This window comes from Mesorhizobium ciceri biovar biserrulae (genome assembly GCF_001618845.1).
Classification (GTDB): Bacteria; Pseudomonadota; Alphaproteobacteria; order Rhizobiales; family Rhizobiaceae; genus Mesorhizobium; species Mesorhizobium ciceri.
In genome coordinates this window covers 4,010,478-4,034,335 of the sequence record NZ_CP015064.1, presented here as the reverse complement: position 1 = coordinate 4,034,335, position 23,858 = coordinate 4,010,478, and the positions used below count along the sequence as shown (strand labels likewise).

Below are 23,858 nucleotides of genomic sequence, written 5' to 3'. Positions count from 1 at the left end.
AGGCTTCCTGGCATGACCGATACCTCGGACGAACCGGTTCCGGCAGGCGAGCTGGTGCTCAGCCTGCGCGGCGTTTCGAAGAATTTCGGCGCCGTTTCGGCGCTCACCGACATCGATCTCGATGTTCATGCAGGCGAAGTGGTGGCGCTGGTCGGCGACAATGGCGCCGGCAAGTCGACCCTGGTCAAGATCCTGGCCGGCGTGCATCAGCCGAGCTCAGGCACGATCAGTTTTCGCGGCAAGCCGGTGACGCTTGCCGATCCGAGTGCCGCGCTGACGCTCGGTATCGCCACCGTGTTCCAGGACCTGGCGCTGTGCGAGAACCTCGACATCGTCGCCAACATCTTCCTTGGCCGCGAACTCAGCCCGCTGCGGCTGGACGAGGTGGCGATGGAAGTGCGCGCCTGGACGCTGCTCAACGAGCTTTCGGCGCGCATCCCGAGTGTCCGCGAAGTGGTCGCTTCACTGTCGGGCGGCCAGCGCCAGACGGTGGCGATCGCGCGCTCGCTGCTGCTCGAACCCAAGCTCATCCTGCTCGACGAGCCGACGGCAGCGCTTGGCGTGGCGCAGACGGCGGAAGTGCTCAATTTGATCGAGCGGGTGCGCGACCGCGGCCTCGGCGTTGTCATCATCAGCCACAACATGGAAGACGTGCGCGCCGTCGCCGACCGCATCGTCGTGCTGCGGCTTGGCCGCAACAACGGCATCTTCTCGCCCGATGCCTCGAACCAGGAACTGGTCAGCGCCATCACCGGCGCCTCGAACAATTCGGTGTCGCGGCGCGCCGAGCGCAGGCAGGCCAGGCAAGACCAGACCCAGGAGCCACGCCCATGAGCCGCGAAGCCGAAGCCGCCCCCGTGCCGCCGCAGCTCGACCGCGCCGATGTGCGCATCAAGCACGAGGCGGGGATCGGCGGCGCCATCCGCCGGTTCTTCGACCGGGTCCGCTCGGGCGATCTCGGCTCGCTGCCAGTGATTGTCGGGCTGGTCATCATCTGGACGGTGTTCGCCAGCATCAACCCGATCTTCCTGTCGAGCAGCAATCTGGTCAATCTGCTGTTCGATTGCTCCACCGTCGGCGTCATCGCGCTCGGCATCGTCTGCGTTTTGATGGTCGGCGAGATCGACCTGTCGGTCGGTTCGATCAGCGGCTTTGCCTCGGCCATGGTCGGCACGCTGTGGGTCAACCAGGGCTGGCCGGTGGCGCTCGCGATTCTGGCCGCTGTTGCCGTCGGCGGCTTCATCGGCGCCCTCTATGCGCTGCTGTTCAACCGGCTCGGCATGCCGAGCTTCGTCTCGACGCTGGCCGGCTTGCTGGCGGTGCTTGGCCTGCAGCTCTACATCCTCGGCTCGACCGGCTCGATCAACCTGCCCTACGGCTCGAACCTGGTGAATTTCGGCCAGTTGCTGATGATGCCCAAACTCGTCTCGTTCGCTCTGGCGGCCGTGCCGGGCATCGTCATGCTGATCACCGGCCTGCGCACCGTCGCGCGCCGCCGCGCAGCGAACCTGTCGGCGCCGTCGACCGGCGGGCTCGTCACGCGCGCGGTGGTGATTACGGTCATTCTCGAGCTCATCGTCTTCTATCTCAATCAGGCGCGCGGCATTCCGTGGATGTTCGGCCTGTTCGTCGGCCTGGTCATATCGATGCACTACGCGCTGACGCGGACCAAATGGGGCCGCTCTATGTCGGCGGTCGGCGGCAACCGCGAGGCGGCGCGGCGCGCCGGCATCAATGTGCGGCTGATCTATTCCAGCGCCTTCGTGCTGTGCTCGATGCTGGCGGCTTTCGGCGGCGTGCTGTCGGCGGCCCGCCTGGCCTCGGCCAGCCAGCAGGCCGGCACGGGCGACGTCAACCTCAACGCCATCGCAGCGGCCGTCATAGGCGGCACCAGCCTGTTCGGCGGCAGGGGCAGCGCCTATTCGGCACTGCTCGGCATCATCGTCATCCAGTCGATCGCCAGCGGCCTCACGCTGCTCGATCTGTCCTCGTCGCTTCGGTACATGATCACCGGCGCCGTGCTTGCCATCGCGGTCATCGTCGACTCGCTGGCACGCCGCTCGCGTGTCTCGCATGGCCGGGCCTGAACCCATCAACAGGAAGCAAGACATGAGCCAAGAACTGTCCGGAAAAGTTGCCGCCGTCACCGGTGCCGCGTCAGGCATCGGCCTCGAATGCGCCAGGCATATGCTGGCGGCCGGCGCCACCGTGGTGCTGGTCGACCGCGCCGAGGCGACGCTGAACAAACTGTGCGCCGAACTCGGCCCCAAAGCGATCCCGCTGGTGATTGATCTGATGCAGCCGGCAAGCGTCGCCACCATGATGCCGCAGATTCTGGAGAAGGCCGGCCAGCTCGACATCTTCCATGCCAATGCCGGCGCCTATGTCGGCGGCGAGGTGGCGACCGGCGATCCCGACGTCTGGGACCGTATGCTCAACCTCAACATCAATGCCTGCTTCCGCTCGATCCAGGCAGTGCTGCCGCACATGATCGAACGCAAGACCGGCGACATCATCGTCACCAGTTCGATCGCCGGTCTGGTCCCGGTGGTCTGGGAACCGATCTACACGGCCTCCAAGCACGCCGTGCAGGCCTTCGTCCACACGGTGCGCCGGCAGGTCGCCAAGCACGGCCTGCGCGTCGGCGCCGTGGCGCCCGGCCCGGTAGTGACGGCACTGGTCGACGACTGGCCAAAGGCCAAGCTCGAAGAGGAACTCGCCGCCGGCGGCCTGATGCAGCCACGCGAGGTGGCCGAAGCCGTGATGTTCATGCTGACCCGGCCGCGCAACGTCACGATCCGCGATCTGGTGATTTTGCCGCAGAGCAATGATCTCTAGGGGGAGTAGGGGAGTAGGGCAGTAGGGCAGTAGGGCAGTAGGATTGCTCTGCCGTTCAATGCCCGGGCCCGAGCCAAGCCACCATCCCCTATTCCCGTACTGCCCTACTGCCCTACTGCCCTAAACCGAAGGTGTCCCCCAATGTCCCACTTCCTCGGCATCGACGTCGGCACCGGCAGCGCGCGGGCCGGGGTGTTCGACCACACGGGAAACCTGCTTGCCTCGGCCAAACGGGACATCGAGGTCTGGCGCGAGGCCGGCGACATTGTCGAGCAGTCGAGCAACGACATCTGGCGGGCGGTTTGCGCGGCCACGCGTGAAGCGGTCGCGCAATCGGGCGTGGCGCCCGAGGCGATCGCCGGCATCGGCTTCGACGCCACCTGTTCGCTGGTGGTGCTGGGCGAGGGCGGCGTGCCGCTGCCGGTAAGCAAGTCCGCCAATCCGGAACGCAACATCATCGTCTGGATGGATCATCGCGCGGTCGAGCAGACGCGCCGCATCAATCGCAGTGGCGAGGCGGTGCTGAACTACGTCGGCGGCGTCATCTCGCCGGAGATGGAAACGCCGAAACTCTTGTGGCTGGCCGAAAACCTGCCCGCCACTTTCGACGCCGCCTGGCAGTTCATGGACCTCGCCGATTTCCTCACCTGGCGGGCGACCGGCAGCCTTGCCCGTTCGGTCTGCACGGTGACCTGCAAATGGACCTATCTGGCGCATGAGAGCCGCTGGGACGAGACGTATTTCCGCAAGATCGGCCTCGGCGCGCTGGCCGACGAGGCATTCGCGCGCATCGGCACCGAGATCGTGCCGACCGGTGCCGCACTCGGCGGCGGATTGACCGCGCAGGCAGCAGCAGACCTTGGTCTCAACCCCGGCACCGCGGTGGCGGCCGGACTGATCGACGCGCATGCCGGGGGCGTCGGCACGGTCGGCGCGCGCGGCGATTTCGGCAGCGTGCTGTCGCGCATGGCCTATGTTTTCGGCACCTCGGCCTGCACCATGTCGTCGACCGCCGAGCCGGCCTTCGTCGACGGTGTCTGGGGTCCGTATTTCTCGGCCATGGTGCCGGGCCTGTGGCTGAACGAGGGCGGCCAGTCGGCAGCTGGTGCTGCGATTGATCATCTGGTGCGCATGCACCCTGCAGCCGGCGAAGCGACCGCCAAAGCGCAAGCCGAGGGGCTCAGCCTCAGCGCCTGGCTGTCGCTGCAGGCGCAAAGCCGCAATGGAGCCGCGGCCACGCCGGCCCTGGTCGGCGGCATCCATGTGGTGCCGGAGTTCCTCGGCAACCGCGCGCCTTTCGCCGACCCGGACGCGCGCGCGCTGATTGCCGGGCTCGATCTCGACACCAGCCTCGACAGCCTGGTCGGGCTCTATGTCGCCGGGGTCTGCGGGCTGGGCTACGGCGCGCGCCAGATCGTGCGGGCCGAGCATGACAAGGGCATTCCCGTCGACACCATCGTGGTCAGTGGCGGCGCCGGCCAAAGCCCGCTGGTGCGCCAACTGCTGGCGGACACCACAGGCATGGTGGTGGTGGCCTCGACCTCGCCGGAACCGGTGCTGCTCGGCTCGGCGATGCTGGGCGCGGTCGCCGCCGGTGCCTACAAGGATGTGGCGGCGGCGATGGCCGGCATGTCGGAACTCGGCGAGGTCTATCATCCCGACGCTACGCTGGCCGGCTGGCATGCCAAACGCTTCGCGGCGTTCGAATTGCTGCAGCAGGCGGGCAAGGCCATCCGAGGCTGAAGCGCGCGGCTTCTGTCCGGCTTTGTCAGGAGCGTAGCGAACACCGCTTGGCGGTTTAGCTGGAAGCTGGCAGCTTTGTTCTGTCGTGGACCCTCTAGCAGCACGCGACGAGGGCAGGGCGACAGGACCAGGAGGCCCTAATGGTGGACGAAGCTAAACCGCCGCTACCATTCGCATCGGATGAGGTGCCGTGGACGGAATGGTCCGACGTGCCACGCTTCGGCCTGCGCTACCGGCATTTGTCGCTGGCCGCCCTTGGCGAAAAACACCGTGTCGGCGTGGCAATCGAGGAGCTTCCGGCTGGCAAGCAGTCCTCGCCGGCGCATTACCATATTTTCGAGGAAGAGCATGTCTTCATCCTCGAAGGGGCGCTTACCGCGTATGTCGGCGACGCGGCCTATGCAATGAAGGCCGGCGACTACATCTGCTTTCCCGCCGGTGCCGCGGCGGGGCATTGCCTGATCAATACCAGCGACGCACTGTGCCGCTATGTCATCGTCGGCGAGCGCAACCCGAATGAAGTGGTCGTCTACACCGCCTCCAACAAGGTGCTGGTACGCGCCCTGGGCCGCCGCGCGATCTTCGATCTCGCTGCAAACCGAAGCTACTGGGACGGCGAGAACACCGGCCTTACCGCCGGCGATCCGCTGCCGTCGGATGTGACGGCCGGTGTCACCAAACCCCCAGCCGCGCCGATCCCGCCGATCGCCAGCGATGCTGTCGAATGGAAGGTCGAGGGCGAAGGTCCGCGGTTCGGGGGCCGGTCCAGGCACCTGACTTATGCCGCGCTGGGACGCTCCGACTATCATGTCGGCATGCTGATCGAAGCGCCGGCGCCCGGCATGCGCTTGGCGCCCCGGCACTATCACATGCTGGAAGAGGAGCATGCGCTGATCCTGGAAGGGGAGGTGACGCTGCTGCTTGGCGAGGAGCGCCACGAAATGAAAACCGGCGATTATGTCTGCTTTCCAGCCGGCCTGGCGGTCGGGCATTCCTTCCTCAACAGCGGCACGGGGCCGTGCCGTTACCTGATGATCGGCGAGAAAAATCCCAACGAGGTCTGCGTCTATCCAGATTCCAACAAGATGGCGGTCGACGCCTTGCGCCGGCGCGACGGCATTTTCGACATGGGAGCGGTGAGGCGGTACTGGGACGGCGAAGAGATGGAGTAGCCCCCGGCTTCACAGCTCCTTCTCCGCCAACTCCCTGAATTCGTCGGGAACCGAGCGCGCCGCCTCCAGTGCCACGGTGCCGTAGCCGACCGCCTGTTTGCCGAAGCGCTCGCGGATCTTGTCGATGGCGCGATCGGCGTCGAAGCGTGCTAGGCCCTTCTTCGTGCCGGGCCGGCGCCTCTCGTCGGCGAGGCCAAGCGGCAGGTCGAGCTGCAACTCGAAGCTTTCCTCAAGATGCGAGACAGAGATCGCCAGCAGCGAGATCATTTTCTCCTGTGGATTGTCGGCAAGCAGGCCGCGCACCAGATCGCCGGCGATCTCGGCCAGCATCGCGGTCGCCGAGATCGGCTGGTCAAGCGTGATCGAACGGGTGACTGCGCGGAGATCGGCAAAGCGCACGCGTACCGTCACCGTGCGGCCGGGCCTTGCCTTGGCGCGCAGCCGGCTGGCGACGCGGTCGGCCAGATGCAGCAGTGTCGGCACGATGACCCGTGCCATAGCCGGCTTCTGGCCAAGTGCCGATTGGGCGCCGGCCGAATGCGCGCGGCGCTTCGTCTCCAGCTTTCGCGGGTCGCGGTTCCAGGACAGGGCGGCGAGCTTTTCGCCGGCGGCGGGACCGAGCAGGCGCGTCAGCGCGCCGCCATGCGCCCTGGCCAGTTGACCGATGGTCTCGACGCCGATCTCGGCCAGCCGCGCCCTGGTCGCCGGGCCGACGCCCCACATCAGTCCGACCGGCAGATCATGCAGGAAGGCGAGTTCGGTGCCGGGTTCGACGACCACCAGCCCGTCGGGTTTGGCGACCTGCGAGGCGATCTTGGCCAGATGCTTGGTGCGCGCCACGCCGATCGAGATCGGCAGGCCGAGTTCGGCCCGCACGCGGCGGCGGATGGTTGTCGCGATCTCCTGCGGCGAGCCGAACAGATGCGTGCAGCCGGCGACGTCGGCAAACGCCTCGTCGATGGAAATGCGCTCGACTACAGCGTAAAATCGTCGAGCACCTTGATCGCCGCATCGCCCAGCCGCTGGTAATGGCTGAAATTGCCGCCGACGAAGATCAAATGCGGGCAGAGTTCGCGCGCCTTGCGCCCCGGCATGCCGCCACGCACGCCGAAGGCGCGCGCCTCATAGGAAGCGGCGAGCACGACGCCGCCGCCCACCGCGATCGGCTTGCCGCGCAGCGACGGATCGAGCAACTGCTCGACAGAGGCGTAGAAAGCGTCGAGATCGGCATGCAGGATGGTGGCTGTCGTTTCCATCGACCGCACATCCGCAGTTGCTGATAGATTGGAACAAATAAAGAACAAAGATGGATCGTTGTCAAGCGAAGGGCGATTGGGTGCGGCAACAGCCATGCCGGTTCGGCTTGAACGCAACCGCCTAGACACTATGCTCCGCTCGCAGCGCCGCTTTCATCTTTTCCAGCGCTGCTTCGCCGCCTGCCGCCAACTGATCGGTAATCTTGGCCAATCTCTCGTCGGCCTTGCGGTGCTTGCTGCCCCAGGCGCCGAGCGTCGCCAGCACCGGCAATAGGTCGATGCCTGCTTCGGTCAGCCGGTAGACCGTTCTCAAGCCATGCGTCGGGTCGTCGCTTCTGGTGAGGATGCCTTCGTCCTGAAGCGTTTGCAGTCGCTCGGCCAGCGTGCGCGAGGAGATGCCTTCGTCGGATTGCAGGAATTCGCGAAAGTGCTTTTTCCCGGCGAAGACCATGTCGCGGATGATGAGCAGCGTCCAGCGGTCGCCGATGAGTTCGAGCGACAGGTTGATCGGGCAGTCGGATTTTTCGCGCGTCGCCATCTATGGTTCCATTTCTAAATCACTTTACTATTGACATCGTTTTGGCCTTGCGTCAACAGTTCCAAATGTAAACTGTTTTGCGATAGCCGTGAGGAGAATGACGGTGAAAAAGCTGGTCCTGCAGATGCAGATGTCGGTCGACGGCTTTGTCGGCGCCACCGAGGACCATTCCTGGCAGCTCTGGGAGTGGGGTGACGAGAGCGCTTGGGACGATGAGCTGAAGCAGGACTTCAACGCTGTCTTCACAGGCGTCGATACCATCCTGCTCAGCCGCAAGATGGCGCAGGAGGGCTATCTCACCCATTGGGGCAATGCCGCCAAGAAGTTTCCGCACGATCCGTTCTACGCCTTTGCGCAACGCATCGTCGACGCCCGCAAGGTGGTGCTCAGTGATAAGCTCAAGCAATCGGCCGGGGAGCCGGCCTGGGAGCGCACGAGCGTGGCCAGCGGCGACCTGCCGCGCGAAGTCAATGCGCTGAAAGCGGGCGAGGGCGGCGACATGGCCGTGTTCGGCGGCGCCGGTTTCGCGTCGGCGCTGATTGCGGCCGGGCTGGTCGACGAGTTTCAGCTTTTCATCAACCCGGCGGTGCTGGGTGCGGGCCGCCGGATTTTTGATCAGGGCGGTTTTAGAAACCTGCGGCTGCTCGGCTCGAAGACCTATGACTGTGGCATGGTGGTCAGTCGCTATGCACCGGCGGGGTGAGGGGGACCTCCATCTTCTCCCTGCTCACTTCGCATCGTGAAAAATAATCCCGACCGTGTGGCGCATGCCTGAGCGCAGCCGGCTGACGCCATGACGCAGGTTGACGCGGTAATTGCCTTTGGTGCCCTGCACCGGCCGGTTGTGGACGGCAAAGACAACGGCGTCGCCCTGGCGCAGCGGCACCACCTCGACCCGGCTCTGCATGCGCGGCCGCTGCTCAGTCAGCGCGAACTCACCGCCGGTGAAATCCTGGCCCGGCTCGGAGAGCAGGATCGCCACCTGCAGCGGAAAGGCGAGGTCGCCATAGAGATCCTGGTGCAGGCAGTTGAAGTCGCCAGGCACATATTGCAGCAGCAGCGGCGTCGGCCGCGTCTGGCCGGCGGCATGACACTGATCGAGAAACGCGGCATGCGTCGCGGGATAACGCATGGCCTGCCCCATCCGCTCGTTCCACCGATTGGCGACCTCGGCCAGCCTGGGATAGAGCGCGCTGCGCAGGCCGCCCAGAAGGTCGGGCAAGGGATAGCGGAAATAGCGGTACTCACCCTTGCCGAAGCCGTGCCTGGCCATATGGATGTGGCTGCGGAAATGCTCTTCTTTGGGATAGAGGCCGGCGATCTCCCGGCATTCTTCGGGCGAGAGCAGCTTTTCAATCACCGCGCAGCCGAAGCCGTCGAGTTCGGCTGCAAGGGCGGGCCAGTCGTAACCGGCGACACGCGTCCGAGCAGCTTCAACCGCCGATGCGGCAACCCTGGCATGGGCATTCATATCGTAGCCTCCTTGTCGATCAGAGCGCGCTTGCGCTCGACGCCCCAGCGGTAGCCCGACAGCGTGCCGTCGGCGCGGACAACACGGTGGCAGGGAATGCCCAGCGCAATCGCGTTGGCCGCACAGGCCGTCGCCACGGCACGGGCGCCGTCCGGCTGGCCGAGGCGCTGGGCCAGCGCGGCGTAGGTGATGGTGGCGCCGCACGGGATGCCTCGGAGCGCCTCCCACACGCGCTGCTGGAATGGCGTGCCGCGGCGCAGGTCGAGCGGCAGGTCGAGGCCGACGCCAGGCGTTTCGATGAAGCGCGCGATTGCCGCGAGATCGTCGCGCAAGGTGGCCCCGTCTTCGACCAGTAGCTTGCCCGGGAAGCGATGGCCAAGATCCCGCTCCAGTGTGTCGGCGTCCGAGCCGATCAGGATGGCGCAGACGCCGATAGCGCTGCGTGCCGCCAGGATTTTACCGATCGGGGATTCGCCGATGGCGTAGGTTATGATATCGAGGGCGGCGAGCTTGGTGGCTGTCGCCGGAATATTGGTTTGTACGAGGTTCATTGCCTTCACTCCTTTGTCTGTGCCTGAACCCTAGCCACGTGCTGATTGGCGCTCACTCCGATGCTTGCTTTCAAATTCGAATCTCCAAGGCAGGTGCTCTACGGCGCCGTAGAGCGCCGATTTTGATCATTGGCACTTCGCCTGAGGATGTCATGCGACACGGGTGACGGAAATTTCGCCCAGCATGAACACTTCGCCTGATGACAGGCGCAACTCAACCTCGCCGGTTGCGGTGCGGCTCCATTCGGCTTTGCCATCATCGACCATCTGGCCGATGGCGGTCATCACCCGTGATTTCGCGTCAGGGGCGCGGCGGCTGCCGGCAGCTTGGGTCTGGATGTTCGCATCGGTGGTGGGAGACCTTGCCATCGCGCGCATTGCCGGTCCTCGTCAGGCCCGCACCGACCGGTTGGCATTGTCGGACGCTGCCTCGCGGTCGAGCAGCGCGCGCTTGCGCTCCGCGCCCCAGGCGTAGCCGGAAAGTGCGCCGTCCTTGCGGATGACGCGGTGGCAGGGAATGGCGACGGCAAGATTGTTGGCGGCGCAGGCGGCGGCGATGGCGCGGGTCGCCTTAGGTGCGCCTATGCGATGCGCGATCTCGGCATAGGAAACCGTTTGGCCGGCGGGGATGGCGCGCAAGGCCTGCCAGACGCGCTGCTGGAACGCCGTGCCGCGGACGTCGAGCGGCAGGTCGAGGCCGAGCGCCGGAGCCTCGACGAAACCGACGACGCGGGCGACCAGCGCCTCGTAGTCGCGGTCGCCACCGATCAGCCGTGCCCTGGGGAAACGATCCTGCAGGTCGCGCACCAGCGCGTCGGGATCGTCTCCGAGCAGGATCGAGGCGACGCCCTTTTGGCTGGACGCGACCAGGATGGTGCCGAGCGAGGTCTCGCCAACGGCGAAGCGGATCTCTTCATGGGAGCCGCCGGCGCGATAGCGCGTCGGCGTCATGCCGAGCATACCAGTGGATTTCTCGTAGAAACGCCCGCTCGAATTGAAACCGGCATCGTAGATCGCAGCCGTCACGCTGGTGCCGTCTTCCAGGCCCTGGCGGACCCTGGCGGCGCGGTGCGCGGCGGCATAGTCCTTCGGCGTCAATCCGGTGACCGCCTTGAAGATGCGGTGGAAATAACCGGCGCTGCGGCCGGCGGCATCAGCCAATTCAGCGAGCGAGGGTTCTTCCTCGCTCTGCTCGATCCTGCGGCAGGCAGCGGCGACCATCGCCGCGTTGCCGGCCTCGAGCGACGGGCCATGTGGATCGCAGCGCCGGCACGGGCGAAAACCGGTCGCCCTGGCCTGGTCCAGCGTGTCGTGCAACTGCACATTTTTCGGATTGGCGCGCCGAGACGGACAGGAAGGCCGGCAATAGACGCCCGTCGTCGCCACCGAATACCAGAATGCGCCGTCGGCGGATTTGTCGCGCGCGACGATGCGCGCCCAGCGCGGATCGTCGGTGATTTGCAGCGGCGCGGACTTCAGATTCTTGGCCAGGGTGATGAACATGACCGCATTGAAGCCACCACAAGCCGGCCCCGCCACCCGTTTCCTGACAAGTGCCTGGAGAACCTCACTTGCCTTTCCCAATTTGGGAAAATCCTCTTGTTCCCAATTTGGGAATTTGCTATATCAGGTCATGCAGATAATTGCCAAGAAGGCGCTGAAGGATTTTTGGGCAAAACACAATCAGGCCGAAGCTCCTTTGACGGCTTGGTATGTGGCTGTCGGGAATGCTGATTGGAAGACCCCGGCTGACGTCAAGGATGCGTTTGGAGCGACAGTTGATTTCGTCGGTGACAATCGCATCATTTTCGACATTAGCGGCAACAAGTATCGTTTGATTGTCCACGTCGCCTACAAGTTTCACCGCGTTCTGATCAAATTCGTCGGCACGCACAAAGAGTATGACAAGATTGATCCGGAGAAGGTGTGATGGAAAACATTCGACCCATTAAGACCGAAGCCGATTACGATTGGGCGATCGCCGAAATCACTAAATATTTCGAAAATGAGCCGGAGGTCGGCTCTCTCGATGGTGACCGGTTCGACGTTCTCGCAACCCTGATCGAGGCTTATGAGGATAAGCACTACCCGATTGAAGCACCGGATCCCGTTGAAGCCATTCATTCGCACATGGAACTGTTCAACCTGTCGCGGAAGGCGCTAGCCGAGGTGATCGGATCATCACCCCGGGCGACCGAGGTGTTGAACAAAAAGCGCGCACTCACCCTGGATATGGTCTTCAAACTGAACAAGGAATGGAAAATTCCCGCCGAAGTCCTCGTGCAACCCTATCACCTTGCAAATGACAGGGGCCGCAGGCGCGCCTAACATGCACCGATTCTCCTAAGCCGCGCGTTTGGGCTCCACCGCGAACGGGCTGAGGCCGAGCCAGGTCTGCATCTTCCTGCCGATGGCCTGGTCGCCGGTCAGGGCAACCCTGGCGCCGGCCTTCTCGACGGTCAGCACTCCCATCCAGATCGCCGTCATCGTGTGCAGGTCGGTCGAGACGTAGAGATCGACATCGAAGCCCGGATCGTACCAGCACAGATCGACCTCACCGTGCTTCTCGACGATCAGCCACCACGACCGTTTGGACGCAGGGAGATCCTGATACAGGAATTGTATCACCGTGCGCCCTTCAGGCAGCGGCGAGGGGTTTAGATTGCGCCGCATGTCCCACATCAGCAACGACGGATCGAGGTTCTTCAGCGACAGCCGGGACTCGACCCATTTCTGCCCCCAGAAGCCCATCGCCTCGACGACAGGACGCAAATCCCGGCCGGCTTCCGTCAGCCGATATTCGAAGATGCCTTTTTCGCCCGGCACTTCCTTGCGCTCGACGATCCCGGCGATCTCAAGTTCCTTCAGCCGTTGCGACAGAAGGGTCGGCGACATTTTGGGGACGCCGCGGCGAAGATCGTTGAAGCGGGTCGAGCCGGCCACCAGTTCACGCATCAGCACCATGGTCCAGCGGGTGCACAGCACCTCAGCGGCCATCGATAGCGGGCAGAATTGTTTGTATCCGTGCTGGCTCATGATTGGTGCCTCTCCCTCAAACCTGACCGAATATTAGGCCTTCATGAATGAAGCGGCCAGTACGGAAACTGTACTGCCCCGGTACAGATCACGGACTGGTTGGCGAGGGTCCTGCCATGCGAGCCTTTTGGCCGGTTGCACGGGATACGCCTGTGCACCGCAACCAGGAGACCACCATGACCGCCTACGTTATCGCAGACATCAAGATAAACGACCCGCAGTGGGTGCCGGCTTACGCCGCCTCGGTGCACGATCTCGTCCACAAGCATGGCGGCAGATATCTGTCGCGCAGCGGCAATGTGAAAACGCTTGAAGGCAAGCCGCTCGATACCACGCTAATCGCGCTGATGGCGTTCCCATCGGAAGCGGCGGCGCGCGCCTTCACCACCGATCCTGCCTACGCGCCCTTCGTCTCGGCCCGTCAGGACGGCAGCGACAGCCGTTTCCAGATGATCGACAACACCGATCTGGCCGGAACGATCCCGTATCTGCCGAAGGGATGATCCTTTTCGGTAGCCGTTACATCAATTTCGGGATCTCCAAGCAACAACAGCCACAGCGCTTGCCTGCCGGGCCTCCGTATTTTCGGCGGCCGGCCAGCTGTGCTTTTTCAAGAAGAATGGAATGAAGATGATATCAAACTTTCGCAGCGGACTTCTTATGGCGGGGACCATGCTGGCAATCTGCACCACCCTCGCGCAGGCGCATCAGGAGCCGGCTGAAGCTGCCTCCGGCCCCAACCCGCTGGCCGACAAGGTGCGGGCTGTCAACAGCCGGTTTGTCGACGTCAAGGCAGCGGTATCAGAGGGCTATGCGCCTATTCCTTGTGCCAGCGGCATCACCGGCGGCGCCATGGGCATCCACTATGTCAACGGCCAGTATCTGAAGGACGACAAGATCGACATCGCCCGTCCCGAAGCTGTGATGTACGAGCCGATGGCCGATGGCACGCTGAAGCTGGTGGCGGTCGAGTACATCACTTCGAAAGGACCGGCATCGTTGGACGGCCAGCTGTTCAACTTCAACAGCGCCCCCAACCGCTATGGCCTGGGTGAATTCTACGAGCTGCATGTCTGGGCCTGGAAAGGGAACCCGACAGGCACGTTCGCCGACATGAATCCGAAAGTGTCATGCGAGCACGCAATGGCGCCGAGCCAATAAGCAATGAGGCCAGGCGGCATTGACGCCGCCTGGCCCGAACGATCGTTTTGCCTGATCGCCTCAGGCGGTCTTGATCAGACCGAGCTGGGTGAGGGCGGCGACGCCGTCATCGAGGCCGATTTCCTCGACGATCCTGCCGTCAACCACCTTCAACACCGTGGTGCCGGTGAAGCGCATGGTACGGCCGGTGGCGGCCGGCAGCGAACCGACGAGGAAGTCGCCGAAGGCTGGGCCGGTATGCGTGCCGCCGCCCTCCCACTGGCCGACGACATAGTCGCCCTCGGCAATCAGGTCGGCGGTGGCCCAGAAGTTGAGGTCCGGGAAGGCGGCGCGGAAGTCGGCCATGAAGGCCTTGATGTCGTCGCGGCCGCGGCGCGGCTCGTGCAGCGAATATTTCAGCAGCATGTCGGGTGCCGCGATCTCGTCGACGACCGACAGATCGCAACGTTCACCCCAGAAGTGGGTGAACCATCTGACGACGACGGCCTTGTTGTCTTCTTGCTTGGTCATTGGAAGGTCCTTGTTGTTGTCGTGCATGGGATCATCGGCGCCGCCGATGATCCAGGGGTCACCGGCTTGCGCCGCTGACCTGGGCAGCAGTAGGACGATCCGCCAGACACAAAACTCCGGTTCCTGCCGGCCAATCGAAAAGGCGGGTCCGGCGCCGGGCAGGGCCGCCTGGGCCGGAACCCGTTCCGCTGAGCCCAAGCATGGCTGCCCCGCCTCAGCTAGATCCTGGAAATCGGATGGCCACGGGAGAAGGCGATGGCAATGAAGAAGACCTATGAAAAGCCGAGGCTCGAGAAGCGCGAAAGACTGTCCGGCGTGACGGCGGGCAATGTCGTGTCGTCGACCTGGGGAAATTGACGGCTGCCTGGAGTAGTTCGGTACGGCCTTGATGAACAGGGGCTCCCAATCAGACGTCGAAACTCCGCCCGCGCGGTAACTGTTTCTTCTCTGGTTTTGCCGCAGATTGCGCCGCGGTGGAGCAGGCGAAGCAGACGATGGCGCGTCAGGATAAGAAAAGTCGCAATGGAACGTTCTGGGCAAAAGCCCTGGAGCGCGCGCATCTTGGCGTCTGGGACTGGGATCTTGTGACCGGCGACTGCTTTTATTCCGCGACCTGGGCGCGGATGCTAGGCTACGATGAGAGCGAACTGGCCAACACCAGCGACCTTTGGCTGCAACTGACCCATCCCGACGACCGCGAGCGGGCGCTGGCCAGCGGCGACCGCCACATTGCCGGCCTGACCGACGCCATCGAGACCGAATTGCGGCTGAAGCACAAGCAGGGACATTGGGTGTGGGTGCTCGATCGCGGCGGCGTCGTCGAGCGCGACGCGATGGGAAAGCCGCTCAGGCTGATGGGTGTGCAGACCGACATCTCCAAGCAGAAGGCCGCCGAGGCCGAACTCGAGCAGGTCAATGTGCGCTTCCGCCTGGCGCTCGCCGCCAGCGGCACCGGCATCTGGCACCACGACCTCGCGGGCGGCAAAAGTTATTGGGACGAACGCACCAGGGAGATTTTCGGGCTCGTCTCCGACACCGCCGAAGTCGAGCGCGACCACTGGTTCGGCTATCTGCATCCGGACGACAAGGACGCCGCGTCGCGCGCGCATCTGGTGCCGCTCGAAACGGACAAGGTCACCGCCGTGCAATACCGCATCGTGCGGCGCGACGGAGAGGTCCGGCACATAGAATCCCTGCTGCGTTTCATCGCCGACCCGCAAATCCGGGACCGCCGGCTGGCGGGGCAGATCCTGGGCACGGTGCGCGATATCACCGAAGACAAGCAGCGCGAGCAGGAGCTTGCCTATGCGGCCCGCCATGACGCGCTCACCGGTCTCTTGAACCGCGCCGCGTTCGACCGGCTGCTGGCCGATCATATCGCGGCCGCGCAGTTGCTGCCGCTTTCCGTGTTCTATGTCGATCTCGACTACTTCAAGGCGCTCAACGATTTTGCCGGCCACGCGGCCGGCGACCTGGCACTGAAAAGCGTTGCGCAAGGCATTCTGGGCTGCCTTCCCGCGACGGCGCATGCCGCGCGCCTGGGCGGTGACGAGTTCGCGCTGCTGATGCCCAATTGCGATGCGGCGCAGGCCGGGCGGCTGGCCGACGCGGTACTTGCCGCGGTTCGCGATGCCGAACTTGGATCGACGGCCACGTCGCGCAAGCTGGCGGCCTCGATCGGTATCGCTTTCGTCGATGACGCCGACACGACGGTGGCCGACGCGCTGGCCTGTGCCGACGACGCCTGCTACGCGGCCAAGGCCGCCGGGCGAAACCGATTTGCCGTCTTCTCCACCGATACGGCATCGGGTTCGGGTGGCCTCAACGCGGCGCGCATCGTCGCCGATACGGTCGATGCCATGGAAGACGGTAGGCTGAAGCTGTTTGGCCAGGAAATCCATCTTCTGGGCCGCCCCTGGCAGGAAAGCCGCCATGTCGAAGTCTTGGCCAGGCTCGCCGCACGCAACGGCCGGCTGGTGCCACCCGGCGAGTTCATTCCGGTGGCCGAGCGGTTCGGCATCGCGTCGCGGCTCGACCGCTGGATCATCCGCACCGCGCTGTCGCGGCATGGTGCTGCCTTGCGTTCGGGGGCGCTGACGCTTGGCTTCAATCTGTCGGCGCAGACGCTGAGCGATCCGCAGCTTTGGGACTTCGTCGACAGCGTCATAGAAGAAACCGGGGCGCCGCATTCGGGCATCGGCTTCGAGATCACCGAAACCGCCGCCGTCACCAATTTCGATGCCGCCGAACAGTTCGTGCGCAAGGCGCGCGAGCGGCGTTGCCGGGTCGGCCTCGATGATTTCGGAGCCGGCATGAGCTCGTTCGAATATCTCCGGCGGTTCCCCGTCGACACGATCAAGATCGACGGTTCCTTCATCGAGCACATCACGCAAAGCCGCTTCGACCGCGAGATCGTGCTGGCCATCACCAGCATTGCCCGTAGCCTCGGCTGCGACGTGGTCGGTGAGAAGATCGAACGGCAGGACACGCTGGCCATGTTGAGCGACATGGGGGTCGCCTTCGGCCAGGGATTTTTGCTGCACCGGCCGGAGCCGCTCGAGCGAATTGTCGCGCGCGCAACCAAGGGAGCGACGGCCCGCAAGGCATCGTGATCCGGGTGCGGCGAGTTTCAGGCCAGGCCGGACTGGCCTGAAACTCGACACTTTCTATCCGGTTCGCCGCGCCGTCGATTGCGGGAACTCCAGCACTCCAGCCTCGGGTCGCCTGTGCTGCGCCTCCGTCACCGCTTCGATCAACAGATCGAGCGCGTCACAGGCGGCACGGCTCGTCTCGTCATTGCCCTGCAGATAATGATAGGCGCGTTCGAGGTGGATGCGGGCGGCTGAAAAATCGCTGGTCAATGGTCCCTCCATGATCCCGCCCTGAAAAGAGCTTGCCGGAGACGAGGGAACGCCGGGTAAATATCCACAAGCGGCTTTTATTCAAATGCCGCCGAATGTTGTGCGCAGGCGCGCGGCGTTGAAGCTGCCGATCTCCCCTACGAGGGGGGAGATTGGCAGTTTCAACGCCGCACAGCTACACTGCGGCCCCTTGCGCAAGGTGACATCGATGATCGTCCAGGCCTGCATCAACGGCGCGCGTCCGCGCGATTTCCACCCGAAGCTGCCGCTGACTGCCGAGGCAATGGCCAGCGATGCGGCAGCCTGCGTCGCCGCTAGAGCGGCCGAACTGCATATCCATCCGCGCGGCACCGACGGACGCGAAAGCCTGGCAGCCGTCGACGCCACGGTGCTGGCGGTGCGCCGGACCTGCCCGGGAACACTGGTTGGTGTGTCGACCGGCGCCTGGATCGAGAACGACGTCGAGCGGACCCGCGCGGCGATCGCCGGCTGGCGAGACCTGCCTGACTATGCTTCGGTCAACCTGTCCGAACCGGATGCGCCCGCCGTGTTGGAGTTGCTGCGCCAGCGTGGTGTAGGCATCGAGGCGGGGCTTGCCGTCGTCGCCGATGCCGAGCGCTTCGTAGCGCTTCCCGGCCACAACCAGGTCCTGCGCAATCTAATCGAGATCGAAATCCCCGATCTGTCCGCTGCACTCGATGAAGCGCATGGCATCGCCGCCGTACTCGAGCGCGCCGGGGTACGGCGGCCGATCCTGCTGCATGGCGTCGATGCCACCGTCTGGCCGTTCGTGGAGCTTGCCCATCGAAAGCACTGGTCGACGCGGGTCGGTCTGGAAGACGGCAAGACGCTCGCCGACGGCAGGACAGCCAAGGACAATGCGGAAATCGTCGCTGCCGCCGTGGCGATCTTTCGCGGTGCGCCCGTCGTTGCCTCATAGGCAAGCGGCTTGACGTCTCCGTGCGTGCGAAGGTCTCACGACAAAGGTCGTCGCTCTCCGGCATCCAGCAACCATTGCCGCACGGCTTGCGTCGGCTCGGGGTGGCGCTGTTTTCTCGGCGTCACGACATAAAAATCCTGCGTGCCGCGCATTTCGCCGCTGACGGGCTGAACCAGACGGCCGGCGGCGAGGTCGGCGGCGACGAGAAAGCGGCTGGCCAGCGCAATGCCCTGGCCGGCGACGGCCGCGTCGATGGCGAGGCCGGTCTGGTTGAAGCGCATGCGTTTGAGTTCGGTCGTCATCTTCAGGCCGACCGCCTTTTCCATGAATTCCGGCCACAGATTGTGGGCATCGTGCAGCAGCACGTGGCGCTGGATTTCGGAGGCCGCGATCTCGATCGCGCCGGCCGGCAGCAGGGCCGGGCTGCACACGGCGACGATCTGCTGGGGAAACAACAGGTCGACGACCAGCCCGGCGCCGAAGGGTGGGCGGCCCTGCCTGACCGCGATGTCGACGCCATCGGCCTGGAAGCTCGACAGGCTTTCGCTGGCCAGTACGCGCAGGTCGACCAGCGGGTTGTGCGCGACGAAGTCGTGCAGCCTCGGGATAAGCCATTTGGTGGCGAAGCTCGGCGTCACGCTGATCGTCAGCCGCGCCGGCTCGGGACGAAGCAGCAGCGTCGCCTCCGAGATCAGGTCAAAGGCGCGGCGGATGTTGGGGACATAGGCGCGGCCCTCGTCGGTCAGCGCCAGGCCGCGCGGCAGCCGCTCGAACAGCTTCGTGCCGAGATCGGCCTCCAGCCCGCGAATGTGCTGGGCGACCGCCCCTTGCGTGACGTTGAGCTCTTCGGCCGCGATGCGGAAGTTGAGATGACGCGCCGAGGCTTCGAAGGCGCGCAGCGCATTCAACGGCGGCAAGCTGAGGAAGGTTTCGGGCATGCAGTAGTTTTTCTACAGGTTGATTTCAGGCATTCTGGTTCGAACCGACGAGGAAAACCAGCTATATCGACGCTCAACTCCCGAAAACACCGCTTGCGGTGCCCGCAAACCCTGAGAGGAAAATCCGATGAGTGTAGAAAAAGTAGCTGTGGTGGTGGCCGGCGGCAGCGGCATGGGGGCGGCGGCGGCCAAGCGGCTGGCGGCGGACGGCTTCAAGATTGCCATTCTTTCCTCTTCGGGCAAGGGCGAGGCGCTGGCCAAGGAGCTTGGCGGGCTCGGCGTCACCGGCTCCAACCAGTCGAACGACGATCTGCAGCGCCTCGTCGACCTGACGCTGGAGCGCTATGGCCGCATCGACGTGCTGGTCAACAGCGGCGGCCACGGGCCGCGCGCGCCGATCCTCGAGATCACCGACGAGCAATGGCACACCGGCATGGACGTCTACCTCCTCAACGTCATCCGGCCGGTGCGCATCGTGGCGCCGCAGATGGTCAAGCAGAAGGGTGGGGCCATCATCAACATCTCGACGGCCTGGGTGGTCGAGCCGAGCCCGATGTTCCCGACGTCCGCCGTGTTCCGCGCCGGCGTTGCCGCCTACACCAAGATCTTCGCCAACACCTATGCCGCCGACAATGTGCGCATGAACAATGTGCTGCCCGGCTGGATCGACAGCCTGCCGGCCACCGAAGAACGCCGCGACAGCGTGCCGATGCAGCGCTACGGCACTTCGGAAGAGGTCGCCGCGACCATCGCCTTCCTGGCGTCGGAGGGCGCCGGCTACATCACCGGCCAGAACATCCGGGTCGACGGCGGCATTATACGCGCTATTTGAGGGCGTCGGCCGGGAGGGGATTCCGGCATCTCACCCCAAGGAGCAAATAATGCGGCTTTTGATACTCGGCACCGGCTGGATGGCGCAGGAACATGCCCGGCGCTTCAGCGCCATCGAGGGCGTCGACATTGTCGGCGCAGTCGATGTCGATCCGGCGCGGGTTGGCGAGTTCGCCGACAGCTTTGACATTCCCAACCGCTTTACCGCGCTGGAGGAGGCGCTGGCATGGGGCGAGTTCGACGCTGTGGCCAATGTCACGCCCGACCGCATCCACCACCCGACCACCATGGCGCTGATCGCCGCCGGCAAGCCGGTGCTGTGCGAAAAGCCGCTGGCCGAAAACTTCGGCAAGGCGACCGAGATGGCCGATGCCGCCGAGGCCGCCGGCATCGTCAACATGGTGAACCTCACCTATCGCAATGTGGCCGCGCTGCAGAAAGCGCGCCAGATGGTGCAAGCGGGCGAGATCGGCACGGTCAGGCATGTCGAGGCGTCCTACCTGCAAAGCTGGCTGGTGTCGAAATTCTGGGGCGACTGGCGCACCGATCCGAAATGGCTGTGGCGGCTGTCGCGCGGCCACGGTTCCAATGGCGTGCTCGGCGATGTCGGCATCCACATCCTCGATTTCGCCAGCTATGGCGCAGCCGTCGACATCGACCATGTCTTCTGCCGGCTGCGCGCCTTCGACAAGGCGCCCGGCAACCGCATCGGCGACTACGGACTCGACGCCAATGACAGCTTCGCCATGACGCTGGATTTTTCCAACGGCGCCTTCGGCGTGGTGCATGCCAGCCGCTGGGCAACAGGCCATCTCAACGAACTGCGTCTGCGCATCTATGGCGAGAAGGGCGGCATCGAAGTGGTGCACAATCTCGACGGTTCGACGCTCAAGGCATGCGTGGGGGAGAATGTCGAGAACGCCATATGGGAAGAGCTCGACCCCGGCACGGTGGAGACCAACTACCAGCGTTTCAGTGACGCGGTGCGCACGGGCGTGCAGGCCGAACCGTCCTTCCGCCATGCGGCCGAATTGCAGAAGGTGCTGGATCTGGCCGTGGTGTCGGACGAGAAGCGGGCCGAGCTGAGAGCGAACGCGGAAACGCGGTGAGGGCTCGCACCTCGCGCCCATACCGCAGTAGCTGGAAGGGGCCGAGTTCTGTCAGACTCCCCTCTGGCCTGCCGGCCATCTCCCTCGCAAGGGGGGAGATCGGCAGCTTCAATTGCTGCGCCTGGTAAGTCATCAGTGCCCGCCTCCTGATCCGTGTCAGGTGGCTTCAGGGGCCGGTCACGAGCGAAAAAACCAGTTTCTGCAAATTGCCGCCATTGCCGAATTCTATACGGTCGAAGTCGCGGCTTGCCTGCACCCGCGCCTTCGAGATCGCGTCGAGCCGCTTGACCACCTCGGCCCTGGTCTTGCTGCATTTGGGATCGTCGGCGACGGTCAGGCCGTCCGTCGCGGCTTGGATGTCGTGGACCATCTGGACCATGCTGGCGCCATGCACCTTCTCATGGGCGGCGACGCCGGCGATGAAGGTGTCCCAGTTCTTCTGGACGGCCGGCGGCAGGGAGCGGGAGGGTTTCGGCAAAGTGTAGGTGACGATCAGCTTCGGCCGCCCGGCCGTCAGCACGCAGTCCTTGCCGCTGGGCTTGTAATCCCTTAGCCCCCAGGTCAGCTTGAAATTGGTGTAGGCGATGGCGCGGGCAATGCCGAGCTTTGGCCCTTTCTCGCCGATCGAGCGGTAGAGTTCGGCGCCGGACTGGCCCGAGATCGCGTAGGGCTCGATCTTCTCGACCGGCTTCCACTCGGCATGAGCGGTGAGCGGCAAGGCCAGCAGGGCGGCAAAGGACAGACACAGGCGAATGCAGGCTCTCAATCCAACTCTCCGCGAAACAGGACCGGCTGCCGCAAGGGGCAATGCCATCGGATCGCTTTTTCCTATATGCTGGCGACGGGCGCTGCAAATGCCCTGAAGGCAGTCAATTGGGGGGAGCCATGAGAGTTGCACATCTCGTCGTCGCCGGTGCGGTAGCGGTCCTGCAGGCCGCGCAACCGGCGTTTGCCGCGTCGTGCGGCGGCTGGAGCGCCAGGATGGAGGAAGACGAGGGCGGCAGCGTGCTGACGGCCTCGGTCTGCGGCGGGCCGAAAGGCGATGCGTATCTGATGCTGACCTGTTTCGACACGCCGGTGCTGAGCTACGATCTCGGCGCCAACGGCCAGCAATTGGAGCCTGGCATCAGCGGTTCGTTCGCGTTCAAGGCCGACGGCAAGACGGTAACTAAGGCGCTGCAGCTGGAGGCCATGTACAACTACTTCGTGGTCAACCTGGCGAAAGCCGATCCGCTGCTCGACCTGTTGCGCGGCAAAGGCGATGTGTCGGTCAGTTCAGCCAAATATGGCGAGATCAGCTTTCCGCTGAAGGGTTCAAGCGCGGCCATCGGCAAGGTGCTGGCGCAGTGCGGCAAGGCCCAGCCCGCCGATGGGGATTGAGGACTTCGTCATCCGAGGGCCTCCGAGACGGAGCTGCGCTCCTGCTTCGCCCTAAGATTGTTTGAGCAGGATCAGGTAGTTTGGCGGCCGGGACTGCGGCCCATCACCCCACCCAGTCGTACCGTCGCGGCCATCAGTTCCTCGTCCGAAAACCCGGAAAAACCCAGCACCAGGCCTTGCCGGGACGCCCCGCCGATGAACATCGAGGACAAGGCCCTGGCGCCGACACCTGCCGCCTTCGCCGCCTCGACGATCGCCGTGTCCGGCCCGGCGTGCTTCAGCGTCGCCATCAAGTGCAGCCCCTGTTCGGGCACGGTTACTTCGAGGGCATCGCCGCAATGCGTCTCGAGGCCGGCGACCAGCACGTCGCGCGCGGCTTGCACCCGGCGGCGCACGCGCCTGAGATGCGCGGCGAAATGGCCCTCGTTCAACAGGTCGGTCAGCGCGCCTTCGGCCAACGTCGAGGGGAAGCGGTCGGAGCGCGCCCTGACCGCCATGACGGCATCGAGCAGCGCTTCGGGCACCACGACATAGCCGATGCGCAGGCCGGGGAAGAGGATTTTCGAGAAGGTGCCGAGATAGGCGACACGGCCCGAGCCGTCCATGCCCTGCAGCGAGGTCAGCGGCGGGCCGGCATAGCGGAACTCGCTGTCGTAGTCGTCCTCGATGATCCAGGCATCGTTGCGCCGCGCCCAGTCGAGCAAAGCGAGACGGCGGCGCATCGTCATCGTCACGCCGAGCGGATATTGATGCGAGGGCGTGACATAGGCCGCGCGCGCCTTGGAGCACAGGCTTTCGCCGATCTCGGGATCGAGCCCTTCCGCGTCGACGGGTACGCCAAAAACCCTGGCCCCGCTGCCGGCCAGCACGGCGTGCGCCATGGGATAGCAGGGGTTTTCGATCCAGACGGCATCGCCGGGACGAAGTGCTGCACGCACCAGGAGATCGAGCCCCTGCTGTGTGCCCGACGTCAGCACGATCTGGCCGGCGTCGCAGCGCACGCCGCGTGCGGTCCTGAGATAGGTGGCAATTGCCGTGCGCAGCGGCAGGCCGCCGCGCGGATCGCCATAGCGGAAATGCTCCGGTCCGGGGCGGGTGAGGTGGCGCGACAGAAGGATGCGAAACATATCAAGCGTGCGCGGATCGGAGACCGCAACGCCAAGGCCGCAAGGTAGCGACGCCGCGACCTCGATCTCCGCTGGACGCGGCTTGATCAGCGTCAGCGGCAGATGCGGCACATCAGGCGCGACGAAGGTGCCGGCGCCGACCTTGGCGACCGCAAACCCCTCCGAGATCAGCATTTCGAAACAGGCAACCGCCGCCGAACGCGACAGGCCGAAGCGCTGTGCGAGATCCCGGGTGGTCGGGAGTTTCGCCCCGGTGGCCAGCGCGCCGGTCTCGATCAGCCGCCTGAGCGCCGCATAGAGCTCGCGGCTGCGCGGGCCGTCGCCCGGCAGGACCGGGATCAGCGCCGACCAATCCGGAAAATTGGTCCGGTTTTTCTTCATAGGATTGGTTCTTTT

General features: G+C 64.6%; 27 protein-coding genes and 1 pseudogene. 16 read left to right on the top strand and 12 right to left on the bottom strand.

Annotation, left to right across the window (positions count from 1 at the left end; translation table 11 throughout):
* Positions 1-12: 12 nt before the first annotated feature.
* The 5 genes from A4R29_RS18950 to A4R29_RS18930 all read left to right on the top strand — a co-directional run bounded on the left by A4R29_RS18950 (position 13) and on the right by A4R29_RS18930 (position 5,753).
* Positions 13-834 carry an ATP-binding cassette domain-containing protein gene (locus tag A4R29_RS18950; RefSeq protein ID WP_013530724.1) on the top strand — a complete coding sequence of 274 codons (822 nt, stop codon included), beginning with the start codon at positions 13-15 and terminating at the stop codon, positions 832-834.
* A complete protein-coding gene (locus tag A4R29_RS18945; RefSeq protein ID WP_063172585.1) occupies positions 831-2,087 on the top strand; it encodes a sugar ABC transporter permease in 1,257 nt (418 codons plus the stop codon). Before A4R29_RS18950 ends, A4R29_RS18945 begins: the two co-directional genes overlap by 4 nt.
* 22 nt (positions 2,088-2,109) lie before the next feature.
* A complete protein-coding gene (locus tag A4R29_RS18940; protein WP_024501651.1) occupies positions 2,110-2,838 on the top strand; it encodes an SDR family oxidoreductase in 729 nt (242 codons plus the stop codon).
* A 141-nt stretch (positions 2,839-2,979) separates the two neighbouring features.
* Entirely contained in the window at positions 2,980-4,581 is a 1,602-nt protein-coding gene (locus tag A4R29_RS18935) for an FGGY-family carbohydrate kinase (RefSeq protein WP_063172584.1), read from the top strand.
* A gap of 140 nt (positions 4,582-4,721) precedes the next feature.
* Entirely contained in the window at positions 4,722-5,753 is a 1,032-nt protein-coding gene (locus tag A4R29_RS18930) for a cupin domain-containing protein (protein ID WP_082827445.1), read from the top strand.
* A 9-nt stretch (positions 5,754-5,762) separates the two neighbouring features.
* Here A4R29_RS18930 and dinB read toward each other — a convergent pair.
* Both dinB and A4R29_RS18920 read right to left on the bottom strand, forming a co-directional pair.
* A pseudogene (gene dinB / locus A4R29_RS18925) lies at positions 5,763-7,009 on the bottom strand (DNA polymerase IV).
* Positions 7,010-7,130: 121 nt separating this feature from the next.
* Complete coding sequence (locus A4R29_RS18920; RefSeq protein WP_063172582.1) at positions 7,131-7,547, bottom strand: winged helix-turn-helix transcriptional regulator; 417 nt, start codon at positions 7,545-7,547, stop codon at positions 7,131-7,133.
* Between the two features lie 103 nt (positions 7,548-7,650).
* Here A4R29_RS18920 and A4R29_RS18915 point away from each other — a divergent pair, with 103 nt between their 5' ends.
* Entirely contained in the window at positions 7,651-8,250 is a 600-nt protein-coding gene (locus A4R29_RS18915; protein WP_013530731.1) for a dihydrofolate reductase family protein, read from the top strand.
* Positions 8,251-8,274: 24 nt separating this feature from the next.
* Here A4R29_RS18915 and A4R29_RS18910 read toward each other — a convergent pair whose 3' ends face one another.
* The 4 genes from A4R29_RS18910 to ada form a co-directional block, all read right to left on the bottom strand.
* Positions 8,275-9,018, bottom strand: a complete 744-nt coding sequence (locus A4R29_RS18910; RefSeq protein ID WP_063168578.1) for a 2OG-Fe(II) oxygenase — start codon at positions 9,016-9,018, stop codon at positions 8,275-8,277.
* A complete protein-coding gene (locus A4R29_RS18905) occupies positions 9,015-9,569 on the bottom strand; it encodes a methylated-DNA--[protein]-cysteine S-methyltransferase (RefSeq protein ID WP_024501645.1) in 555 nt (184 codons plus the stop codon). Before A4R29_RS18905 ends, A4R29_RS18910 begins: the two co-directional genes overlap by 4 nt.
* Positions 9,570-9,719: 150 nt before the next feature.
* Positions 9,720-9,947, bottom strand: a complete 228-nt coding sequence (locus tag A4R29_RS18900) for a hypothetical protein (RefSeq protein ID WP_024501644.1) — start codon at positions 9,945-9,947, stop codon at positions 9,720-9,722.
* Positions 9,948-9,959: 12 nt separating this feature from the next.
* Entirely contained in the window at positions 9,960-11,072 is a 1,113-nt protein-coding gene (gene ada, locus A4R29_RS18895; RefSeq protein ID WP_063172581.1) for a bifunctional DNA-binding transcriptional regulator/O6-methylguanine-DNA methyltransferase Ada, read from the bottom strand.
* 130 nt (positions 11,073-11,202) lie between these two features.
* On the opposite strand from ada, the gene A4R29_RS18890 reads away from it, so the two are divergent.
* Positions 11,203-11,499, top strand: coding sequence for a type II toxin-antitoxin system HigB family toxin (locus A4R29_RS18890; RefSeq protein WP_013530736.1), 297 nt, complete (start codon positions 11,203-11,205; stop codon positions 11,497-11,499).
* Positions 11,499-11,897 (top strand): helix-turn-helix domain-containing protein, encoded by a 399-nt coding sequence (locus A4R29_RS18885; protein ID WP_024501642.1) that lies wholly within the window; start codon positions 11,499-11,501, stop codon positions 11,895-11,897. Before A4R29_RS18890 ends, A4R29_RS18885 begins: the two co-directional genes overlap by 1 nt.
* Positions 11,898-11,912: 15 nt before the next feature.
* Here A4R29_RS18885 and A4R29_RS18880 read toward each other — a convergent pair whose 3' ends face one another.
* Positions 11,913-12,605, bottom strand: coding sequence for a winged helix-turn-helix transcriptional regulator (locus tag A4R29_RS18880; protein WP_024501641.1), 693 nt, complete (start codon positions 12,603-12,605; stop codon positions 11,913-11,915).
* A 176-nt stretch (positions 12,606-12,781) separates the two neighbouring features.
* Here A4R29_RS18880 and A4R29_RS18875 point away from each other — a divergent pair, with 176 nt between their 5' ends.
* Positions 12,782-13,108 (top strand): DUF1330 domain-containing protein, encoded by a 327-nt coding sequence (locus tag A4R29_RS18875; protein WP_013530739.1) that lies wholly within the window; start codon positions 12,782-12,784, stop codon positions 13,106-13,108.
* Positions 13,109-13,229: 121 nt separating this feature from the next.
* Positions 13,230-13,766 carry a hypothetical protein gene (locus A4R29_RS18870; protein WP_174564969.1) on the top strand — a complete coding sequence of 179 codons (537 nt, stop codon included), beginning with the start codon at positions 13,230-13,232 and terminating at the stop codon, positions 13,764-13,766.
* 60 nt (positions 13,767-13,826) lie between these two features.
* Here the strand turns inward: A4R29_RS18870 and A4R29_RS18865 are convergent, their stop codons facing one another.
* Complete coding sequence (locus A4R29_RS18865; RefSeq protein ID WP_013530741.1) at positions 13,827-14,276, bottom strand: ester cyclase; 450 nt, start codon at positions 14,274-14,276, stop codon at positions 13,827-13,829.
* Positions 14,277-14,531: 255 nt separating this feature from the next.
* Between A4R29_RS18865 and A4R29_RS33255 the strand changes: the two genes are divergently transcribed.
* Both A4R29_RS33255 and A4R29_RS18860 read left to right on the top strand, forming a co-directional pair.
* Positions 14,532-14,633 carry a hypothetical protein gene (locus A4R29_RS33255; protein ID WP_013530742.1) on the top strand — a complete coding sequence of 34 codons (102 nt, stop codon included), beginning with the start codon at positions 14,532-14,534 and terminating at the stop codon, positions 14,631-14,633.
* Between the two features lie 137 nt (positions 14,634-14,770).
* On the top strand, positions 14,771-16,888 hold the full coding sequence (locus A4R29_RS18860; RefSeq protein WP_013530743.1) for an EAL domain-containing protein: 2,118 nt from the start codon (positions 14,771-14,773) through the stop codon (positions 16,886-16,888).
* Positions 16,889-16,942: 54 nt separating this feature from the next.
* Here the strand turns inward: A4R29_RS18860 and A4R29_RS18855 are convergent, their stop codons facing one another.
* Positions 16,943-17,137: a hypothetical protein gene (locus A4R29_RS18855; protein WP_024501638.1), complete on the bottom strand. Its 195-nt coding sequence runs from the start codon at positions 17,135-17,137 to the stop codon at positions 16,943-16,945.
* Between the two features lie 208 nt (positions 17,138-17,345).
* On the opposite strand from A4R29_RS18855, the gene A4R29_RS18850 reads away from it, so the two are divergent.
* Complete coding sequence (locus A4R29_RS18850) at positions 17,346-18,077, top strand: 3-keto-5-aminohexanoate cleavage protein (RefSeq protein ID WP_063172579.1); 732 nt, start codon at positions 17,346-17,348, stop codon at positions 18,075-18,077.
* Between the two features lie 35 nt (positions 18,078-18,112).
* On the opposite strand, the gene gcvA is transcribed toward A4R29_RS18850, so the two are convergent.
* Complete coding sequence (gene gcvA, locus A4R29_RS18845) at positions 18,113-19,015, bottom strand: transcriptional regulator GcvA (RefSeq protein WP_063172578.1); 903 nt, start codon at positions 19,013-19,015, stop codon at positions 18,113-18,115.
* A 127-nt stretch (positions 19,016-19,142) separates the two neighbouring features.
* On the opposite strand from gcvA, the gene A4R29_RS18840 reads away from it, so the two are divergent.
* Entirely contained in the window at positions 19,143-19,847 is a 705-nt protein-coding gene (locus tag A4R29_RS18840; protein ID WP_024501629.1) for an SDR family oxidoreductase, read from the top strand.
* A 49-nt stretch (positions 19,848-19,896) separates the two neighbouring features.
* Complete coding sequence (locus tag A4R29_RS18835; protein ID WP_063172577.1) at positions 19,897-20,955, top strand: Gfo/Idh/MocA family protein; 1,059 nt, start codon at positions 19,897-19,899, stop codon at positions 20,953-20,955.
* A gap of 166 nt (positions 20,956-21,121) precedes the next feature.
* Here the strand turns inward: A4R29_RS18835 and A4R29_RS18830 are convergent, their stop codons facing one another.
* Positions 21,122-21,721 carry a DUF922 domain-containing Zn-dependent protease gene (locus A4R29_RS18830; protein ID WP_063168572.1) on the bottom strand — a complete coding sequence of 200 codons (600 nt, stop codon included), beginning with the start codon at positions 21,719-21,721 and terminating at the stop codon, positions 21,122-21,124.
* 119 nt (positions 21,722-21,840) lie between these two features.
* Between A4R29_RS18830 and A4R29_RS18825 the strand changes: the two genes are divergently transcribed.
* Complete coding sequence (locus A4R29_RS18825; protein ID WP_244506842.1) at positions 21,841-22,335, top strand: hypothetical protein; 495 nt, start codon at positions 21,841-21,843, stop codon at positions 22,333-22,335.
* A 71-nt stretch (positions 22,336-22,406) separates the two neighbouring features.
* Here A4R29_RS18825 and pdxR read toward each other — a convergent pair whose 3' ends face one another.
* Positions 22,407-23,843: a MocR-like pyridoxine biosynthesis transcription factor PdxR gene (gene pdxR, locus A4R29_RS18820; RefSeq protein WP_082827443.1), complete on the bottom strand. Its 1,437-nt coding sequence runs from the start codon at positions 23,841-23,843 to the stop codon at positions 22,407-22,409.
* Between the last annotated feature and the right edge of the window lie 15 nt (positions 23,844-23,858).

Bases quoted from the DNA above. Each gene is read 5' to 3' on its own strand.
- A4R29_RS18840 (WP_024501629.1), top strand. From the start codon at position 19,143: ATGAGTGTAGAAAAAGTAGCTGTGGTGGTGGCCGGCGGCAGCGGCATG.
- A4R29_RS33255 (WP_013530742.1), top strand. From the start codon at position 14,532: ATGGCAATGAAGAAGACCTATGAAAAGCCGAGGCTCGAGAAGCGCGAA.
- A4R29_RS18880 (WP_024501641.1), bottom strand. From the start codon at position 12,605: ATGAGCCAGCACGGATACAAACAATTCTGCCCGCTATCGATGGCCGCT.
- A4R29_RS18835 (WP_063172577.1), top strand. From the start codon at position 19,897: ATGCGGCTTTTGATACTCGGCACCGGCTGGATGGCGCAGGAACATGCC.
- A4R29_RS18890 (WP_013530736.1), top strand. From the start codon at position 11,203: ATGCAGATAATTGCCAAGAAGGCGCTGAAGGATTTTTGGGCAAAACAC.
- A4R29_RS18935 (WP_063172584.1), top strand. From the start codon at position 2,980: ATGTCCCACTTCCTCGGCATCGACGTCGGCACCGGCAGCGCGCGGGCC.
- A4R29_RS18825 (WP_244506842.1), top strand. From the start codon at position 21,841: ATGAGAGTTGCACATCTCGTCGTCGCCGGTGCGGTAGCGGTCCTGCAG.
- A4R29_RS18945 (WP_063172585.1), top strand. From the start codon at position 831: ATGAGCCGCGAAGCCGAAGCCGCCCCCGTGCCGCCGCAGCTCGACCGC.
- A4R29_RS18920 (WP_063172582.1), bottom strand. From the start codon at position 7,547: ATGGCGACGCGCGAAAAATCCGACTGCCCGATCAACCTGTCGCTCGAA.
- A4R29_RS18875 (WP_013530739.1), top strand. From the start codon at position 12,782: ATGACCGCCTACGTTATCGCAGACATCAAGATAAACGACCCGCAGTGG.
- A4R29_RS18860 (WP_013530743.1), top strand. From the start codon at position 14,771: ATGGCGCGTCAGGATAAGAAAAGTCGCAATGGAACGTTCTGGGCAAAA.
- A4R29_RS18870 (WP_174564969.1), top strand. From the start codon at position 13,230: ATGAAGATGATATCAAACTTTCGCAGCGGACTTCTTATGGCGGGGACC.
- ada (WP_063172581.1), bottom strand. From the start codon at position 11,072: ATGTTCATCACCCTGGCCAAGAATCTGAAGTCCGCGCCGCTGCAAATC.
- pdxR (WP_082827443.1), bottom strand. From the start codon at position 23,843: ATGAAGAAAAACCGGACCAATTTTCCGGATTGGTCGGCGCTGATCCCG.
- A4R29_RS18865 (WP_013530741.1), bottom strand. From the start codon at position 14,276: ATGACCAAGCAAGAAGACAACAAGGCCGTCGTCGTCAGATGGTTCACC.
- A4R29_RS18905 (WP_024501645.1), bottom strand. From the start codon at position 9,569: ATGAACCTCGTACAAACCAATATTCCGGCGACAGCCACCAAGCTCGCC.
- A4R29_RS18940 (WP_024501651.1), top strand. From the start codon at position 2,110: ATGAGCCAAGAACTGTCCGGAAAAGTTGCCGCCGTCACCGGTGCCGCG.
- A4R29_RS18910 (WP_063168578.1), bottom strand. From the start codon at position 9,018: ATGAATGCCCATGCCAGGGTTGCCGCATCGGCGGTTGAAGCTGCTCGG.
- gcvA (WP_063172578.1), bottom strand. From the start codon at position 19,015: ATGCCCGAAACCTTCCTCAGCTTGCCGCCGTTGAATGCGCTGCGCGCC.
- A4R29_RS18900 (WP_024501644.1), bottom strand. From the start codon at position 9,947: ATGCGCGCGATGGCAAGGTCTCCCACCACCGATGCGAACATCCAGACC.
- A4R29_RS18930 (WP_082827445.1), top strand. From the start codon at position 4,722: ATGGTGGACGAAGCTAAACCGCCGCTACCATTCGCATCGGATGAGGTG.
- A4R29_RS18885 (WP_024501642.1), top strand. From the start codon at position 11,499: ATGGAAAACATTCGACCCATTAAGACCGAAGCCGATTACGATTGGGCG.
- A4R29_RS18950 (WP_013530724.1), top strand. From the start codon at position 13: ATGACCGATACCTCGGACGAACCGGTTCCGGCAGGCGAGCTGGTGCTC.
- A4R29_RS18850 (WP_063172579.1), top strand. From the start codon at position 17,346: ATGATCGTCCAGGCCTGCATCAACGGCGCGCGTCCGCGCGATTTCCAC.